Raw genomic sequence first — 16,874 nt, forward strand, 5'->3', positions numbered from 1 at the left:
GGGGCGTCGTCCGTGAGAGGCGTCAGCCGGCCAGCGGCACCGACTCGCCGTCGGGCAGGTCGATGTTCACGGTGGCGCTGCCACCCTCCTCGACCGTGAACTCCACGATGCCGCCGAGCTCGCTCGCGGCCGTGCCGAGCTCGGTCGCGGCGGGCGCGGTGACCTCGCCCACGGCGTCGTCGACCGTGCTCTGCAGCTCCTCGACCGCGGCGGGCTGGATGCCCTCGAGCTGCGAGGCGAGCTCGGTCGGCAGGCCCTCGGCGAGTCCCTGCACCTCGGCGAGCAGCTGCTCGTCGATGCGGTCGGAGACGCCCGAGAGGATCTCCTGCACGTCGGCCTTCACGAGGTCGACGACGGCCTGATCCGCGAGGGTGGCGTCGGCGGGCAGGCCGTTGACCTCGATCAGGGTCTGCAGGTCGACCGTGACCGCGCCGGAGGCGAGGTCGATCGACACCGCGCCGTCCTCGCTCACGAGGGGCTCGGCGCCGACGTCGGCGATGACCTGGGCCGGGTCGATCGGGAGTTCGGGGATGTCGGTGTGCCCGCCGTTCAGGAGGCCCTCGAGCGGACCGAGGTCGAGCGATCCGGTCTCGACGGCGGCGCGGAGCGCCTCCTCCGCCCGCTCGTCGAGGCCGGCGATGACGGTGGCGAGCTTCTCCTCCAGCTGCGTCGAGGTCTGGGCGACGGCCGGGCTGTCGAGCTTCACGGTCGACGCATCGACCTGAGTGGCCGTGGTGGCGCCGTCGGCCTGCGCGGCCGCCTCGGCGTGGTGGCGCTCGTCGCCGGTCGTGGCGCTGGCGGCCGAGGCGCCGAACGCGGCGCCGGCGATCACGGCTCCGGCCGCACCGACGGCGGCTGCGCCGCGCAGGGTGCGCTGGGTGGTGGACTTCGGGCTCGTGCTCTTCGACATGCAGTCGATTCCCTTCGTTCCGGTTGCCCCTCCGCGGAGTTCGCGGAGGCGGTGCCCCACGGGGCACGTCGGCGACGTTAGGCAGATCCGTCCGCCCGTCTCAAACGCACAGCCGGGCTCACACGCGATGCATAACGGCCTTTCAGACACGCCGCCGCGTGCGTCCCGGGCGTGTCCCGGCGGCGACGCGCGGCGCCGGATCGTCGCCGGGTCAGCGGTGATCCACGTCGGAACCGGACCAGAGATCCGCGCACTCGACCTGATGCGCGTCGTGCGCCGCGAGGTAAGGCCGCGCGCCCCGGTCGCCCGAGACCGATGCGGCGACGGCGTCGAGGTGGTCGGCGCCGAGCAGCACCGGATGACCGGGGCGGCCCGCGTAGGTCGCCTGCACGAGGGCCGCGCGCGGAGCATCCAACGCCGCGGCGAGGACGCGGGCGACCGCCTCGGGAGGGGTGTCCGGGGTGTCGACGGGGAGGATCACGACGGCGTCGGGTTCGCGTCGTCGGGCGGCCGCGATCCCGGCGCGCAGGGAAGCGGAGACTCCCTCGGCCCAGTCATCCGCGACGACCTCGCGCGCTCCGGGCGGGACGAGCGCCGCCGCCTCGCCCTCGCCCGCGCCAAGCACCACCAGCACGTCGTCGCATCCGCCCGCCCGCAGCGCGTCGACCGCGCGCGCGATCCACGGCGTGCCGTCGGGAGTGCGGGCGAGAGCCTTGGGGCCGCCGAAGCGTGTGCCTGCCCCGGCCGCGAGCACGATGCCGCAGACGGCGGGGGCGGCGGGCGTCATGAGTCGCGAGTGTAGCCGCGCGCGGGCGCGCCGGCCTGCCCCCCGAAGTGCCGGTTCGCAGCGGCATCTCGGGGACACGGGCGCCGAGATGTCCCCGAAGTGCCGCATCCATCCGGCAACTCGGGGACACGGGCGCCGGGATGTCCCCGAAGTGCCGCATCCATCCGGCAACTCGGGGACACGGGCGCCGGGATGTCCCCGAAGTGCCGCATCCATCCGACACCTCGGGGACACGCCGACCCGACGCACGGGCGCGCCGTTGCTGTAGCGCACCGGAAACATGGCGGGGCTAGCGTTGCCGCATGTGGGAACTCGCGGACCGGCTGCGCGACCGGCTTGAGGCGGGACGACGGGTTGCGGTCGTGACGATCACGGGCGTGGCGCGAAGCGCCCCACGCGGCCTCGGAGCATCGATGGCGGTGACCGACGAGGGCGAGGTGATCGGCTCGATCTCGGGCGGCTGCGTCGAGGGCGACGCGGTCGTGCTCGCGCACAGCGTGCTCGCGACCGGCACCGCGGCCACCGCGCGGTTCGGCTTCGATGACGCGACCGCGCACGCCGCCGGCCTCGCGTGCGGCGGGCAGATCGATGTCATCGCGTACGAGGCGCGGCGGGATGACCCCGTCCTGACGCGGGCGCTGGCGGATGCGGCGGCCGACCGGGCCGTGACCGTCGGCCTCGCGCTCGAGGGACCGGATGCCGGCCGGCTGATCGACGACCCGGATGCGGCGACCGCCGCGGGGCTCGACGCGGCCGCCCTGCTCGCCGAGACGCGCGTCATCGCCGGCGCATCCGGATCCGTGCTCGCCCTGTCGCACGCGCCCCGGCCCCGGCTGATCGTGCTTGGCGCGGGAGATCACGCCGCCGCGCTGTGCCGCGTCGCGTCGGCCGCGGGCTTCGCCGTCACGGTGTGCGACGTCTGGCCGACGCTCGTCACGCGCGAGCGGTTCCCCGAGGCGGTCGAGCTGGCGGCCGAGGAGCCGGCGGCCTACCTCGAGGCTCAGGCGGGCCGCGTCGACGCCCGCACCGCGGTGTGCGTGCTGACGCACGACACCCGCCTCGACGTCCCCGCCATCCGCACTGCCCTGCGGCTGCCGGTGGGCTTCGTGGGCGCGCTCGGCGCCCGGGCCACGGTCGCGCGCCGCGCCGCGCTGCTGCGCGAGGCCGGCGTCAGCGAGGCGGACCTCGCACGCCTTCACTCCCCGCTGGGCCTCGACCTCGGCGGCGCCGCCCCGGAAGAGGTCGCGATCGCCGTGCTGGCGGAGATCGTGCAGACCCGCCACGGTGCGACGGGCCGCCCGCTGCGCGAGGCATCCGGACCGCTTCACCGCCCGCACGCACGCGCCGACGAGGCGTCGCCCGCGGCCGCATCCTGCGCCCTGCCCGTCCCGGCGCCGGGGGCCTGAATGGACCTCCACACCGTCACCTCGTTCCGCCGCGCGCGCACGCGGGAGGATCTCGCGCTCGCGCCCGGCGAGGCGTTCGTCGCGGGAGGCACGTGGATGTTCGGCGAGCCGCAGCCCGACGTCACCGGCCTCGTCGACCTGACCACCCTCGGCTGGGCCGACCTCGAGGCCACGGACGCGGGCCTGCGCATCGGCGCCACCTGCACGATCGCGCGGCTGGTCGCCTTCGCGCGCGAGGCGCCGCCCGCCTGGCCCGCCGCGCGCGTGATCCCCGACGCGGCCGACGCGCTGCTCGCGTCGTTCAAGATCTGGAACACCGCCACCGTGGGCGGCAACATCGCGCGCTCGTACGCCGCCGCGGCGATGGTGTCGCTCGCCGCAGGGCTCGACGGCGAGGCCGAGATCTGGACGCCGGATGGCGGCAGCCGCCGGATGCCCGTGTCCGCGATCCCCGCCGACAACGGCGTCAGCACCCTCGCCCCCGGCGAAGTGCTGCGCGCGATCGAGCTCCCCGCGCGCACGCTGCGCTCGCGGTTCACGCTGCAGAAGATCGCGCTGGCCGAGCTCGGCCGATCCGGATCCGTCGTCACGGGACGCGCGGACGACGACGGATCCGCGACCTTCGTGATCACGGCCGCCACGCGCACGCCCGTCGTGCTGCGCTTCGGGGCGCTGCCGGCCGCGGGCGAGCTCGCCGCGGCCGTGCGGGACGCGCCGGGTTACTACACGGATCCACTCGGCCCCGCCGACTGGCGGCGCGGGGCAAGCGTCGTGCTCGCCGAGCGCGCGCGGATCACGCTCGAGACGGAGGCGACGGCATGAGGATCGACGTCGACGGCACCCCGATCGAGACCGACCCGCGCCCGGGCCAGGTGCTGCGCACGCTGCTGCGCGAGCACGGCGCGACCCAGGTGAAGAAGGGGTGCGACGCGGGCGACTGCGGTGCGTGCGCGGTGCTGCTGGACGGCGAGCCCGTCCACTCGTGCCTTGTCCCCGCCGTGCGCGCCGAGGGCCGCGCGGTCACGACCGCCGCGGGGCTCGCGCCCGGCGACGACCTGCATCCCGTGCAGGAGTCGCTCGTCGAGGGCTTCGGCTTCCAGTGCGGCTTCTGCACGCCCGGGATGAGCGTGACGGCGTCGTGCCTGACGGCCGACGACCTGCCCGAGCTCGACAAGCGCCTCAAGGGAAGCCTCTGCCGCTGCACCGGCTACCGCCCCATCCGCGACGCGGTGCGCGAGGCCGTGCTCGGACCCGTCCGGGAGACCGGGCCACGGGCCGCGACCCCGGAGGACGCCGGCGTCGGCCGCTCCGTCGTGCCCGAGGCCGCCCGCCGCGTGGTGCAGGGCCGCGAGCCGTACGCGTTCGACGAGGTGCCGCAGGATGCGCTCATCCTGCGCGTCGTGGGATCCCCGCACGCGCACGCGCGGATCCTGTCGATCGGCGTCGAGGCGGCGCGGGCCGTGCCGGGCGTGGTGGCGGTGTTCACGCACGAGGACGTGCCCGCCATGCGGTACTCGACCGCGCGGCATGAGCACCGCGAGGACGACCCCGACGACACGCGGATGCTCGACGACATCGTGCGGCACGTGGGCCAGCGCGTCGCGGCCGTCGTCGCCGAGACGGCGGCCGCGGCCGAGGAGGCGTGCCGGCTGATCCGCGTCGCGTACGAGCCGCTGCCCGCCGTGTTCGACCCCGAGAAGGCGCGCACGCCCGGCGCTCCCCGCGTGCATCCCGACCGCACGCCCGCCGACCGGGTCGCGGACGCGTCGCGCAACGTGGTGGCGGCGCTGCACTCGGGGTACGGCGGCGATGTCGACGCCGCGCTGGCGTCCAGCGACGTCACCGTGTCGGGAACGTGGCGCACGTCGCGCTCGATCCACGCCCAGCTCGAGACCCACGGATCCGTCGGCTGGATGGATGACGACGGTCGGCTCGTGATCCGCTCGTCCACGCAGGTGCCGTTCCTCACCCGCGACGAGCTGTGCCGGCTGTTCGAGCTGCCGCGCGAGCAGGTGCGCGTGTACGCGCCGCGCGTGGGCGGCGGGTTCGGCGGCAAGCAGGAGATCTTCACCGAGGACCTCGTGGCGCTCGCGGTGCTGCGCACGGGGCGCCCCGTCGCGTACGAGTTCTCGCGCGAGGACGAGTTCTGGCGCTCGGCACTGCGGCATCCGATGCGCGTGTCGGTCTCGCTCGGCGCCGACGCAGACGGGCGCCTCACGGCGATCAAGCTCGACGTGCTGAGCGACACGGGCGCGTACGGGAACCACGCGATCGGCGTCATGTTCCACGGCTGCACCGAGTCGGTGACGCTGTACCGCTCCCCCGTCGTGCGGGTGGACGCCGAGGCGGTCTACACGAACAACGTGCCGTCGGGTGCGTTCCGCGGCTACGGCCTCGGGCAGGTGACCCTCGGGATCGAGTCGGCGCTCGACCTGCTGGCGCAGCGGCTCGGCATGGATCCGTTCGAGCTGCGCCGGATCAACGCGGTGCGTCCCGAGGATCCGCTGCGCCACGCCGACGGCACGATCGACCACGAGACGGTGTGGGGAAGCTACGGCCTCGACCAGTGCCTCGACCTCGCGCAGGATGCCCTCGCGCGCGGCAACGGCACCGCGGCGCCGGACGGCTGGCGGGTCGGCGAGGGGATGGCCGCGTCGATGATCGCGACGCTCGCGCCGCGGGGCCACGTCGCGCACGCTTCCGTGACCCTGCGCCCGGACGGCACCTTCGCGCTGCGCACCGGCACCGCCGAGTTCGGCAACGGCTCCACCACGGTGCAGCGCCAGATCGCCGCGAGCGTGTTCGGCGTGGGCCTGGACCGGATCGCCCTCGCGCACGCCGACACGGACGTCGTCTCGTACGACACGGGGGCGTTCGCGTCGGCCGGGATCACGGTGGCCGGCAAGGCGCTGCACGCGGCGTGCCTCGCGCTGCGCGACCGGATCACGACGGCTGCCGCCGAGCGGGCGGGCGTGCCCGCGCCGGAGTGCGCGCCGGAGCCGGGCGGCGTGCGCACCCCCGCCGGGCTGCTCACCTACGCCGAGCTCGCGGGGCCCGACGGGCTGACCGCGACCGGCGAGGAGCACGGCGACCTGCGCTCGATCGCGTTCGACGTGCACGCGGTGCGCGTCGCAGTCGATCCCGAGACGGGAGCGGTGCGCATCCTGCAGTCGGTGCACGCGGCCGACGCCGGTTTCGTGATGAACCCCGCGCAGTGCCGCGGGCAGATCGAGGGCGGCGTCGCCCAGGGAATCGGCGGGGCGCTGTACGAGGAGGTGCTGGTGCAGGACGGCGTCATCCAGAACGCCGTCTTCCGCACCTACCGCGTGCCGCAGTCGGTCGACATCCCCGACACCGAGGTGCTGTTCGCCGAGACCTCGGATGACCTCGGCCCCTTCGGCGCCAAGTCGATGAGCGAGTCGCCGTACAACGCGGTCGCTCCCGCGATCGGCAACGCGATCGCCCGCGCCCTCGGCGCCCGCCCGTTCGTGCAGCCCTTCACACGGGATCGCGTCTGGCGCCTCGCGCAGGGCGGCTGACAGGTCCGGCGCATTTCGCGCGCCATCCCGCCCTTGCGTGAAGCGCGAGCTTCACGGATTTACGTGGGCGAAACCGTGGGGAAACGGCCGGGAGCGGCGGGCGCGATTGACTGCGGGCAGCGCGATCCCCGCACCGGCGTCCCGCCCGCACGCGCACCGTCCCCCACGAAAGGCGCCCCTATGTCCCCTCGCCGTCTGCTCGTCCCCGCCGCCGCCCTCGCCGCGCTCGCCCTGACCGGATGCTCCGTCGGCACCGGCACCGCCGCGGACACCGCGGATGCCGCCCCGGGAGAGACCGTCACCGTCAAGGTCGGCACGCTGCGCGGCCAGCCGCACTTCTACGCTCCGTTCCTCTACGAGGACCACGCGGTCGACGGCGTCGAGTTCGAGGTCGTCACGCTCGACACCACCCCGGCGCTGAGCGACGCGCTCGTGGCCGGCACCGTCGACTTCGCGATCAGCGGCGTCACGCCGACCATCTCCTCGATCGCCCAGGATCGCGACCTGAAGATCGTGGCATCGGCCGCGGACGGCGGAGCGGGCTTCGTCGGCAACGACGAGGTCGCCTCGCCCGCGGACCTCGTCGGCAAGACGGTGGGCTACATCCAGGGATCCGCGCAGGAGGTCGCGATGCGCCTCACGCTCGAGGAGGCCGGCGTCGACCCCGAGGACATCGACCTCGTGACCGTGCCGGTTCCCGAGATGGCCGGGCAGTTCGCGGCGGGCGATCTCGATGCGTTCTTCGGCGTCGAGATCGGCGCCTCGATCGCGCTGCAGAACGGCGGCCAGGAGTTCGCCGACCCGTACGCGACCCCGATCGGCAAGGTGAACATCGGCCTCATCACCACCGGCGCCCTGATCGAGGAGAGCCCGGATCTCGTCCAGAAGGTCGTCGACACGCACGTCGCCACCACCGAGTGGATGACCGGAAACGAAGAAGAGTGGCTCACCGAGATGGTCGACACGTTCGGCGGCGATCAGGCGATCTTCGACACCGCGATCGAGAACTTCTGGATGCGATCCGACCTCTCCGACGAGTACCTCGGACAGCTGGAGGCGCTCGCGGGCGAGATGGCCGAGCTCGGCTTCATCGAGGACGCTCCGGCGATCGAGGACATCGCCGACACCTCGTTCGTGGAGTGATCGTGACCGCCACCGCCACCCCGCTCGCCGCCCCGGCCGCCGCGGTGGCCAGGCCACGATGGCGACGCGGCCCCGGCCGCTCGGCCGCGGCGCGCGTCGCGCTCGGCCTCGTCGTGCCGATCCTGTTCGTCCTGTTCTGGCACATCGGCCGGCAGATCGAGCTGGAGCTGCCGTTCGGCATCCGGATGGGCTACCTGCCGTACCCGGTGGACGTGGCCGTGACGCTGTGGGACTTTGCCTTCGGCGGGCTGCGCGACGACGCCTTCAGCGCGACGCTGTGGCAGCACCTGGGGGCGAGCGCCGCGCGCGTCGGCGCCGGCTTCGGGATCGCCGCGCTGATCGGCGTGCCGGTGGGCGTGCTGATGGGGCGCTTCTACACGGTCGACACCCTGCTGGATCCGTTCATCAACCTGATCCGGCCCATCCCCGCGACCGCCTGGGTGCCGCTCGTGGCCCTGCTGATCGGCATCGGGGATCAGGCGACGATCTTCCTGATCACCCTGTCGGCGTTCTTCCCGATCGTGCTCGGCGCCGCGAGCGGCACGCGGCAGGTGTCGGAGCGGCTCGTGGAGGCGGCCCGCATGCTCGGCACCACGCGCGCCGCGGTGCTGTGGCGCGTGATGGTGCCCGCCGCGGCGCCGGCGATCATGAACGGCCTGCGGGTCGGGCTCGGGCTCGCCTGGGTCGTGCTGGTGCTCGGCGAGACGACGGGCGTCAACGAGGGCCTCGGCGCCACCATCACGCTCGCGCGCGACATCGTGCGCACCGACCTCATCGTCGCCGGGATGATCGTGATCGGGCTCGCCGGCTTCCTGTCCGACAAGCTGCTCAGCCTCGTGCTGCGCCTGATGGTGGGACGCCGTCCGGTGTTTCAGAAGGGAGCGCGCTGATGAGTGCGGAGATCCGGATCGAGGGGCTCGAGAAGCGGTACGAGACGCCCTCCGGCGACGTGCTCGCGGTGGCCGACGTGACGCTGGACGTCGCGGCGGGCGAGTTCGTCGCGGTCGTCGGCGCGAGCGGCTGCGGGAAGAGCACGCTGCTGCGCATCCTCGCCGGCTTCGAGGAGCCGAGCGGTGGCACCGTGACGGTCGCCGGCGCGCCGATCACCGGGCCGGGGCCGAACCGCGGCGTCGTGTTCCAGGACTACGGCCTGTTCCCGTGGCTGACCGTGCACGAGAACGTCGCCTACGGCCCGGTGCGGCGCGGCCTGTCGCGCACCGATGCCAGGGCGAAGGCCGACCGGTACCTCGAGACCGTGGGCCTCACGCGCTTCGCGAAGAAGTTCCCGGGCGAGCTGTCGGGCGGCATGCAGCAGCGCGTCGCGATCGCCCGGGTGCTGGCGAACGATCCCGCGGTCATGCTGATGGACGAGCCGTTCGGCGCGCTCGACGCGCTGACCCGCAGCGACCTGCAGGCGCAGCTGCGCGGCCTTCAGCGCGCCGAGGGCCGCACGGTCGTGTTCATCACCCACTCGATCGAGGAGGCCGTCTACCTCGCCGATCGCGTCGTGGTGATGACGGGCGGCGCCTCGCACGGGCTGCCGGGTCACATCCGCGAAATCGTGCAGATCACCCTCGGAGACGATCGCGACGTGACCTCGCCCGCGTTCAACGCCTTCAAGCGCCAGATCTCGGAACTCGTGCACGAGCGCGCGGCGGCCTGAGCCGCGACCCTACGCCACGGGCTCGGCCCCGAGGTGGGCGACCGCCTCGGCGAGGGCGCGGAGCCCGAGGGCCACGTCCGCGGAGGACACCGCCTCGTCCGGGTGATGGCTGATGCCGTCCGGGTTGCGCAGGAACAGCATCCCCACGGGCGCGACGGCGCCGAGTGACATGCCGTCGTGGCCCGCGGGGCTGAACAGCGTGGCCGGCTCGGCGGCACCCGTGCCGGCGACGATGCCCTCGCGCACGACGTCCTGCAGCAGCGGCGCGCAGAACACGGCGGGCGCGCTGTGCACCTCCCGGGCGTGCCAGCGCAGGCCGCGCCGGCCCATGATCTCGTCGAGCTCGCGCTCGATGGCACCCCAGGCCCTATCCCGCCGCTCGTCGAACTCGCCGCGCAGGTCCAGGCTGAACCGCGCCTCGCCGGGCACGACGTTCACCGCTCCGGGGAACGCCTCGAGCTGGCCGACCGTGCCGATGATGTGGTGCTCGCCGCGGCAGATCCGCTCCACCGCCAGCGCGGCCTCGCTCGCACCGAGCAGCGCGTCGCGGCGCATGTCGTACGGTGTGCCGCCCGCGTGCCGGGCCTCGCCCTCCACGACGAGCTGGAACCGGCGGGCACTCGCGATCGACGACACAACGGCGAGCGATTCGTCGCGGCGGTGAAGCTCGGGCCCCTGCTCGATGTGCGCCTCGAGGTACCCGACGAGCTCTCCCGGCCGCCGCGCGGCCTCGCCGATGCGGCCGGGGTCGAGACCGAACTCGCGGAATGCCTCGCGCAGGCTCGTGCCGTCGGCGTCGGTCAGGTCCCACCACGCATCGTCCCATGTGCCGGCGACGGCCGAGGATCCGAGCAGCGCCTTGCCGAAGCGGGTTCCCTCCTCGTCGCTGAACGCCGCGACCTCGATGCCGAACGGGAACGGCGAACGGGATCGGCCGTCCTCGCCCTCGACGCGGAGCAGGCGGACGACCTCGATCGCCATCAGCACACCCACGATCCCGTCGAACCGTCCGGCGTCGATCACGGTGTCGAGGTGCGATCCGAGCATCAGCACGGGCGCATCCGGATCCGCGGCGGGAAGCAGCCCGAGCTGGTTTCCCGCGGCATCCTGCCGGGCGGTCATGCCGGCCTCGCGCATCCACTCGGCCGCGAGGCGGTTCACGCGCGCGTGCTCGGGCGACAGGTACACGCGCGTGATGGCTCCCTCGTCGGCGCTCACCCGGGCGAGCTCGTCGCAGCGGGCCATGACGCGCCGTGCGGCGGCCGCGACGACGTCGGGCGCGAGCTCGCGCAGCCGCGTCACATGGCCTCCCGCACGGACGACGCCGCGAACACGTCGGCGGCGGCCTCGACGCCACCGCCCGCCGGCACGGAGACGCCGTAGCGGCGCAGCACGGCCTCGAGGGCCGCGAGCGTGGTGAGCACCGTGTCCTTGCGCGCGTTGGCGCCCATGGTGCCGATGCGCCAGACGCGGCCGTGAAGCGGGCCGAACGAGGTGCCGATCTCGATGCCGAAGTCCTCCAGCAGCGCCCCGCGCGCCTCGTCGCCGGGCAGCCCCTCGGGGATCTCGACCGCGACGACGTTGTTCATCTTGTGCGCGACGTCGCCGAACACCGTGAGCCCCAGCCCCTCGACCCCGGCGAGCATGGCGGCACCCGCGACGCGGTGCCGGTCGATCACGGCGGAGCGCCCCTCCGTCAGCATCACGCGCGCGCACTCGCGGGCCGCGTAGAGCATCGACGTCGCCTCGGTGTGGTGGTTCAGGCGGCGCGGGCCCCAGTAGTCGAGGATCATGCCGAGATCGAAGTAGTTCGACCGGATGAAGTCAGCCGAGTTCTCGTCGCCCTCCTCGCGGATCCCCGCCTCGATCCGCTTCCGGGACCGGATCACCTCGACCGCGCGATCCGACAGCGTGATGGGGGCGGACCCGCTGGGCCCACCGAGGCACTTCTGCAGTCCGGCGGTGGCGGCGTCGACGCCCCACGCGTCGGCGTCGAACTCGTTGCCGCCGAGCGACGCCGTCGCGTCCGTGTAGAACAGCACGCCGTGCTTCGCACACAGCTCGCCGACCTCGTCGAGCGGCTGGTTCATCGTCGTCGACGTGTCGCCCTGCACAAGCGCGAGCAGGTGCGGCTTGACGCGCACGATCGCCTCCTCGATCGCCGACAGCGGCACCACCTGGCCCCACTCGACCTCGATCGTGTGCACCTCGGCGAGCGCGCGCTCGGCGATCTCGGCGAGCAGGTGGCCGAAGCGGCCGAAGACGGGCACAAGCACGCGGTCGCCCGGCTTCACGAGCGACACGATCGCTGCCTCGATGCCCGCCCGCGCGGTGCCGTCGATCAGCAGCGTCGCGTCGTTGCGGGTCGCCCACACCTGGCGGTACAGCTCCTGCGTCTCGGTCATCGTGGCGGTCATGAACGGGTCGTACTGGCCGATCAGCGGCGACGACATCGCGCGCAGCACGCTCGGGTAGGCCGAGATCGGGCCGGGCCCCATCAGCAGCCGGGCGGGCGGGTCGAGCGGGGCGATGTTCATGCGATCTCCAGGGTGGATGCGAGCTGCCGCGCGAGGCGGACGAGCGCGATGTCGGTGCCCGCGCGCGAGGCGAGGCACACGCCGACGGGCGCGGGCCCGAGGCGCGACGGGATGGTGAGCAGCGGGGCCGACACGGCCGGGATGCCGGCGACGGCGACGGGCGTCGTGAGGCGCAGCGTCGCGGTGCGCACGGCGTCCACGCGGGCGCCGTCGGCCGTGCGCATCGGGGCGGGGCCCGGAACGGTCGGCAGGATGAGCACGGCGTCGGCCACAACACCCTCGATCCGCTCCTTCAGCGGCTCGAGGGCCGCGCGGGCGTCGCGCTCCTGGTCGGGCGTGATCGCCGCCGCGGCGCGGAAGCGCTCGGCGACGGCAGGCCCCACGGATCCCGGGTGCGCGCGCAGCCACTCGCCGTTGTTGCGCCAGGCCTCGGCGCCCTGCACGATGCGGAACGGCTCCTGGTACGCGGCGAGCGCGCCGATCCCGATCCGCTCGACCGGCAGCTCGAGCCGCTCGAGCAGCGCCTCGAATGCCGCGCGGGTGTCGGGCTCGACGATCTCGAGCGCCTCGGCGGGCACCACCAGTCGGCGCGGAAGCTCGTCGCTCGATTCGCCGTAGACGTTCTCGGTCGATGCGGATCCGTCGTAGCTGAGGCACCAGTCCGCGACCCGCTGCAGCGTCGCGCCGTCGCGCGTGAGCCAGCCGACGGTGTCGAACGACTGCGCGAGCGGCAGCAGGCCTTGCCGGGGCACGAGGCCGTGCGTGGTGCGCAGGCCCCACAGCCCCTGGTACGACGCCGGCACGCGGACGGATCCGGCCGTATCGGTCGCGAGCCCGATGTCCGCGTGCCCGGTCGATACGGCTGACGCGGGGCCGCTCGAGGATCCGCCCGGCAGTGCGCCGGGAACGGCGCCGTTGGGCGGGGTGCCGTAGTGCGCGTTGTCGCCCGCGACCGAGTACGCGAACTCGTCCGTGCGGGCGATGCCGCGCAGCGACGCTCCGCCGCGCAGCAGGTCGGCGACCGCCGCGGCCATGCTCGTCTCGGGCTTGACCGACTCCAGGTACGCGGGGTTCCCCGCGCCGATGCGGTAGCCCTTGATCGCGAACAGGTCCTTCACCGCGACCGTGAGCCCGGTGAGCGGGCCCTCCCACGCCCCCTGGAACAGCGGATCGCCCACCGTGCGCCAGATCGCGCGATCGAACGCCCGCGGGCGCGGCGAGACGTGCGCAGCGGTGATCCGCCAGCCCTCCGCTGTGCGGGTCCACACCTGGGTCTGCAGCCCACGGCCACCGGCGTGGAAGCGGGAGACCGAGGTGATCAGCGCGACGTCGTCGGCGAGCGCGCGGTGCTCGATCCGCTCGATGTCGCGGCCCGAGACGCCGCCGCGCAGCGACCGGAAGGCGCTGATCGCGTCGTGGCCGACGAGCAGGCCCGCGTCGTCGCCGCGCATCGTGCCCTCACCCGGCGCGAAGAACGCATCCAGCGCGTCGAGGTCGTTCGCCAGGATCGCGCGCTCGTAGGCGAGGAAGGCGGCGAGCAGGTCGGCGGGCACGGTCTCGGCCCCGGGAATCGCAATGCCGTCCACGTGCTCGGTGTCTTCCACGCGCTCAGTGTCTTCCACGGGCTCAGTCTCGGTCATCCGGCGCCTCCTCGAAATCGGACAGCCGGATGCGCGCGTGAACGCCCGACACGATGTCCACGACCTGCGAGATGTCGAAGTCGGTCGCGGCGGACAGATAGGCGTACGCGAGGTGCTCGTCCATCCCCCACCGGGCCTGGATCAGCGCGATCGCGGCGCGCACCGCCTTGCGCATCGCCTCGCCGAGGTCGGCGTCGAGGCCCGTCGGAACGAGGTACTCGGGGGTGCGCACGAGGGGCCCGGCGACCTCGCCGAACGCGGCGAGCGCCTCCGCGCGGGGCACCACGTCGAACCGCAGCGTGGCGCGCAGCGATGCCTCGAGCGCCGTGAGCGCCACCTCGCCGTCGCCCTGCGCGAAGTGCGGGTCGCCCACGTAGGCGAGCGCGCCGTCGACCTGCACGGGAAGGTGCAGCTGGGTGCCCTCCACGAGCAGCTTGATGTCGATGTTGCCGCCGTAGTCGCCCGGCGGCACGGAGTGGGGCCGCTCGCCCGTCGCCGGCGCGACGCCCATCGTGCCGAGGAACGGCGCGAGCGGGAAGGTCACGTCGCGCGGCCCGCCCTCGACCCGCGGCAGGGCACCGACGAGGCGCCCGTCGCGGCGCTCGACCGGCGCGAACACGCTGACCGTCGCGCCCGACCGCGGCAGCTCGCCGGGAACGGCGCCGCGGCCGTGCCGGTTGGAGATCACGCCGTAGGGAACGCGCGGCTCGAGCCGCAGCACCGTGATGCGCAGCAGGTCGCCGGGGCGTGCGCCCTCGACGCGGATCGGCCCCGTCACGACGTGCGGGCCGTCGGCGGCGGCATCGCGCGGCGACTCCGCGGCGATCGCCATCGCGTCGCGCAGCACCGCACCCTCCGCCACCCCGTGCCCGGCGAAGAACGCGGCCGGATCCTGCCCCTGGTCGGGAAGCAGGCCCTCGTGGCTGACCGTGTCGATCACGACCGAGTCGCCGGATCGGATCGTCAGCACGGGCGCGTCCGTCGCGCAGGGAAGGCGCCCCCACAGGATGGTCCCGGGCCCCGCGGGGAGGTACGTCGCGCCATCCGGCACGCGCTCCCCCGGCTGCAGGATCGGCAGGTCGGCGAACGCGGGCACGTCCGATCCGCGGCCGAACACGTTCGATCCCGGCGCGGGGGTCATGCCGCACCGCCCGCGAGCACGTCGCGCCCCTCGCGGGCGAGCACTCCCTCGCCGTCGCGATAGACGACGCGGCCGTGGAGGTACGTCTCGGTCACGACGCCGCGCAGGGTCGCGCCGTGCCACGGCGACAGCTTGTTGCGGTACTCCAGCCGCGCGGCGTCGACCGTGTGCTCCCGCTCGGGATCGAACGCGGCCAGGTGCGCGGGCGCGCCCGGCGCGATCCGGCCCCGGCCGCCGAGCCGCACGAGATCGGCCGGCCCGGTCGTGAACAGCGGCAGGATGCGCTCGAGCGGGATCCCCCGTCGGCGCGCCTCGGTCCAGACCGCGGTGAGCCCCGTCTGCACGCCCGAGATCCCGCCCCACGCCTCGCCGAGGTCGGGCCGCAGCTTGAGGTCGGCCGTGGCGGGCGAGTGGTCGCTCACGATCGCGTCGATCGTGCCGTCGAGCACGCCCTCCCAGAGCAGGTCGCGGTTCGCGGCGTCGCGGATCGGCGGGCAGCACTTGAACGTGCCGGTTCCGTCAGGCACGTCCTCCGCCGTGAGCGCGAGGTAGTGCGGGCATGTCTCCACGGTGATCCGCACGCCGTCGGCCTTCGCGGCGCGCACGTCGTCGAGCGCGGCCGCGGCCGAGACGTGCACGATGTGCGCGCGGGCGCCCGTGCGCCGGGCCGCCTCGATCACGATGCGGATGGCGGCGACCTCGCCCTCGGGCGGGCGGGAGGCGACGAAGTCGCGGAACACGGGCCCGGATGCCTCGTGCAGGTGCTCCTCGAGCTCGGCGTGCGCGATCAGCAGGCCGTCGCCATACGCGCGCAGCTCAGTGAGCGCGGCCTCGATCTGGCCGGCGTCGAGGTGCCCGAACTCGTCGATGCCGCTGGGGGCCATAAAGCACTTCACGCCCACGACCCCGGCGTCGAGCAGAGCACCGAGCGATCCGAGGTTCTCCGGCACCGCGCCGCCCCAGTATGCGACGTCGACCGCGAGCTTGCCGCGGGCGGCGTCGCGCTTGACTGCGAGCGCCTCCGGATCCGTCGTGACCGGCACGCTGTTCAGCGGCATCTCGACGACCGTCGTGATGCCCGCCGCCGCGGCCGCGGCGGTGCCGGTGGCGAAGCCCTCCCAGTCGGTGCGGCCGGGCTCGTTGAGGTGCACGTGCGAGTCGACGAGCCCCGGCAGCAGCACGAGCCCGTCGTCGAGCACGACGTCGGCGGTGTCGTCGAACGGATCGACCGAGGCGATCCGTCCGTCGGCGATCCGGACGGTCGCGGGCGCGAAGGCGCCTTCGAGGAGCACGCGCTGCGCGGCGATCGAGCCGGGCGCAGCGGCGGATGAGGGGGTCATGCCCCCACGCTAGCGACGCGCGCCGTCGCCGCCTCACCGGCGGCCACCTCCGCCGGCCGCACGGGCGGCGGCGCGTACTCGTCGCGCTTGCTCGTGCCCACGCGCATGCGCACCATCGCGGCGACCAGCCCGGTCGCCGCGGCGACGCCGTCGATCACGGGCACACCGAGCCGCTCCTGCAGCCGGTGGCACAGGTCGGCCATGCCCGCGCAGCCGAGCACGATCGCGTCGGCGCCGTCCTCGCGCACGGCGCGCTCGCACCACCCCAGGATGTCCTCGAAGGCTTCGGATCCGGTGTCCTCGAGCTCGAGCACAGGGATCCCGGTGCCGTACGCCGCGACGCAGGCGCGCTCGAACTCGTAGCGCGCAAGCAGATCCTGCGCCCGGCCCAGCGTGCGCGACAGCGTCGTGACGATCGCGAACGACCGCCCCGTCATCGCCGCCACGTGCATGGCGGCCTCGGCGATGCCCACCACGGGCACGTCGACGAGCTCGCGGGCGGCGTCGAGGCCGGGATCGCCGAAGCAGCCGATCACGTAGCCGTCGCTTCCGCCTGCCGCGAGATCGGCGCGCACCGCGTCGATCACTGCCGCTCCGGCGGCGATCTCGTCGACGTGGCTCTCGACGGCCGCGGGGCCGGCTCCGGGAGCGGGGCAGACCGCGACGATCTCGACGCCGGGGCCCGCCACCTCCCGGGCGGCGTGACCGATCTTGTCGGTCATCGCCCGGGAGGTGTTGGGGTTGATCAGGGTGATGCGCATCGCTCCG

The 16,874-nt window shown here is 74.1% G+C and carries 14 protein-coding genes; 6 read left to right on the plus strand and 8 right to left on the minus strand.

The genetic code is table 11. From position 1 onward, the window contains the following. Nucleotides 1-22: 22 nt before the first annotated feature. Both ABD161_RS05495 and ABD161_RS05500 read right to left on the minus strand, forming a co-directional pair. Entirely contained in the window at nt 23-910 is an 888-nt protein-coding gene (locus ABD161_RS05495) for a choice-of-anchor G family protein (RefSeq protein ID WP_344000434.1), read from the minus strand. A 211-nt stretch (nt 911-1,121) separates the two neighbouring features. After that, nucleotides 1,122-1,697 carry a nucleotidyltransferase family protein gene (locus tag ABD161_RS05500; protein WP_344000436.1) on the minus strand — a complete coding sequence of 192 codons (576 nt, stop codon included), beginning with the start codon at nt 1,695-1,697 and terminating at the stop codon, nt 1,122-1,124. A 302-nt stretch (nt 1,698-1,999) separates the two neighbouring features. On the opposite strand from ABD161_RS05500, the gene ABD161_RS05505 reads away from it, so the two are divergent. From ABD161_RS05505 to ABD161_RS05530, 6 genes are all read left to right on the plus strand, one after another. Further along, a complete protein-coding gene (locus ABD161_RS05505; RefSeq protein WP_344000438.1) occupies nt 2,000-3,103 on the plus strand; it encodes an XdhC family protein in 1,104 nt (367 codons plus the stop codon). Continuing rightward, nucleotides 3,104-3,925 (plus strand): FAD binding domain-containing protein, encoded by an 822-nt coding sequence (locus tag ABD161_RS05510; RefSeq protein ID WP_135114021.1) that lies wholly within the window; start codon nt 3,104-3,106, stop codon nt 3,923-3,925. Continuing rightward, the gene (locus ABD161_RS05515; RefSeq protein WP_344000441.1) at nt 3,922-6,642 is read left to right on the plus strand and encodes a molybdopterin-dependent oxidoreductase; all 2,721 of its coding nucleotides are present in this window, start codon (nt 3,922-3,924) and stop codon (nt 6,640-6,642) included. The genes ABD161_RS05510 and ABD161_RS05515 overlap by 4 nt, the downstream gene beginning before the upstream one ends. 180 nt (nt 6,643-6,822) lie before the next feature. Further along, the gene (locus ABD161_RS05520; RefSeq protein ID WP_344000443.1) at nt 6,823-7,785 is read left to right on the plus strand and encodes an ABC transporter substrate-binding protein; all 963 of its coding nucleotides are present in this window, start codon (nt 6,823-6,825) and stop codon (nt 7,783-7,785) included. Nucleotides 7,786-7,787: 2 nt separating this feature from the next. Then, nucleotides 7,788-8,675, plus strand: coding sequence for an ABC transporter permease (locus tag ABD161_RS05525; RefSeq protein ID WP_344000444.1), 888 nt, complete (start codon nt 7,788-7,790; stop codon nt 8,673-8,675). Then, entirely contained in the window at nt 8,675-9,448 is a 774-nt protein-coding gene (locus ABD161_RS05530; RefSeq protein WP_344000446.1) for an ABC transporter ATP-binding protein, read from the plus strand. The genes ABD161_RS05525 and ABD161_RS05530 overlap by 1 nt, the downstream gene beginning before the upstream one ends. Nucleotides 9,449-9,457: 9 nt before the next feature. On the opposite strand, the gene ABD161_RS05535 is transcribed toward ABD161_RS05530, so the two are convergent. The 6 genes from ABD161_RS05535 to ABD161_RS05560 are packed head-to-tail and all read right to left on the minus strand — an operon-like array spanning nt 9,458 to nt 16,867. Further along, a complete protein-coding gene (locus tag ABD161_RS05535) occupies nt 9,458-10,750 on the minus strand; it encodes an allantoate amidohydrolase (protein WP_344000448.1) in 1,293 nt (430 codons plus the stop codon). Beyond that, nucleotides 10,747-11,985: a pyridoxal-phosphate-dependent aminotransferase family protein gene (locus ABD161_RS05540; RefSeq protein WP_344000450.1), complete on the minus strand. Its 1,239-nt coding sequence runs from the start codon at nt 11,983-11,985 to the stop codon at nt 10,747-10,749. The genes ABD161_RS05535 and ABD161_RS05540 overlap by 4 nt, the downstream gene beginning before the upstream one ends. Then, complete coding sequence (locus ABD161_RS05545; protein WP_344000452.1) at nt 11,982-13,625, minus strand: AtzH-like domain-containing protein; 1,644 nt, start codon at nt 13,623-13,625, stop codon at nt 11,982-11,984. The genes ABD161_RS05540 and ABD161_RS05545 overlap by 4 nt, the downstream gene beginning before the upstream one ends. Then, nucleotides 13,612-14,766, minus strand: a complete 1,155-nt coding sequence (locus ABD161_RS05550) for an acetamidase/formamidase family protein (protein ID WP_344000455.1) — start codon at nt 14,764-14,766, stop codon at nt 13,612-13,614. The genes ABD161_RS05545 and ABD161_RS05550 overlap by 14 nt, the downstream gene beginning before the upstream one ends. After that, nucleotides 14,763-16,106 carry an allantoinase AllB gene (gene allB / locus ABD161_RS05555; RefSeq protein WP_344000457.1) on the minus strand — a complete coding sequence of 448 codons (1,344 nt, stop codon included), beginning with the start codon at nt 16,104-16,106 and terminating at the stop codon, nt 14,763-14,765. The genes ABD161_RS05550 and allB overlap by 4 nt, the downstream gene beginning before the upstream one ends. Further along, nucleotides 16,103-16,867, minus strand: a complete 765-nt coding sequence (locus ABD161_RS05560) for an aspartate/glutamate racemase family protein (RefSeq protein ID WP_344000460.1) — start codon at nt 16,865-16,867, stop codon at nt 16,103-16,105. Before ABD161_RS05560 ends, allB begins: the two co-directional genes overlap by 4 nt. Between the last annotated feature and the right edge of the window lie 7 nt (nt 16,868-16,874).

This window comes from Microbacterium paludicola, from assembly GCF_039529675.1.
GTDB lineage: Bacteria > Actinomycetota > Actinomycetes > Actinomycetales > Microbacteriaceae > Microbacterium > Microbacterium paludicola.

Coding starts and splice junctions, on each gene's coding strand:
- ABD161_RS05495 (WP_344000434.1), bottom strand. CDS start 910: ATGTCGAAGAGCACGAGCCCGAAGTCCACCACCCAGCGCACCCTGCGC.
- ABD161_RS05500 (WP_344000436.1), bottom strand. CDS start 1,697: ATGACGCCCGCCGCCCCCGCCGTCTGCGGCATCGTGCTCGCGGCCGGG.
- ABD161_RS05505 (WP_344000438.1), top strand. CDS start 2,000: ATGTGGGAACTCGCGGACCGGCTGCGCGACCGGCTTGAGGCGGGACGA.
- ABD161_RS05510 (WP_135114021.1), top strand. CDS start 3,104: ATGGACCTCCACACCGTCACCTCGTTCCGCCGCGCGCGCACGCGGGAG.
- ABD161_RS05515 (WP_344000441.1), top strand. CDS start 3,922: ATGAGGATCGACGTCGACGGCACCCCGATCGAGACCGACCCGCGCCCG.
- ABD161_RS05520 (WP_344000443.1), top strand. CDS start 6,823: ATGTCCCCTCGCCGTCTGCTCGTCCCCGCCGCCGCCCTCGCCGCGCTC.
- ABD161_RS05530 (WP_344000446.1), top strand. CDS start 8,675: ATGAGTGCGGAGATCCGGATCGAGGGGCTCGAGAAGCGGTACGAGACG.
- ABD161_RS05540 (WP_344000450.1), bottom strand. CDS start 11,985: ATGAACATCGCCCCGCTCGACCCGCCCGCCCGGCTGCTGATGGGGCCC.
- ABD161_RS05545 (WP_344000452.1), bottom strand. CDS start 13,625: ATGACCGAGACTGAGCCCGTGGAAGACACTGAGCGCGTGGAAGACACC.
- ABD161_RS05550 (WP_344000455.1), bottom strand. CDS start 14,766: ATGACCCCCGCGCCGGGATCGAACGTGTTCGGCCGCGGATCGGACGTG.
- allB (WP_344000457.1), bottom strand. CDS start 16,106: ATGACCCCCTCATCCGCCGCTGCGCCCGGCTCGATCGCCGCGCAGCGC.
- ABD161_RS05560 (WP_344000460.1), bottom strand. CDS start 16,867: ATGCGCATCACCCTGATCAACCCCAACACCTCCCGGGCGATGACCGAC.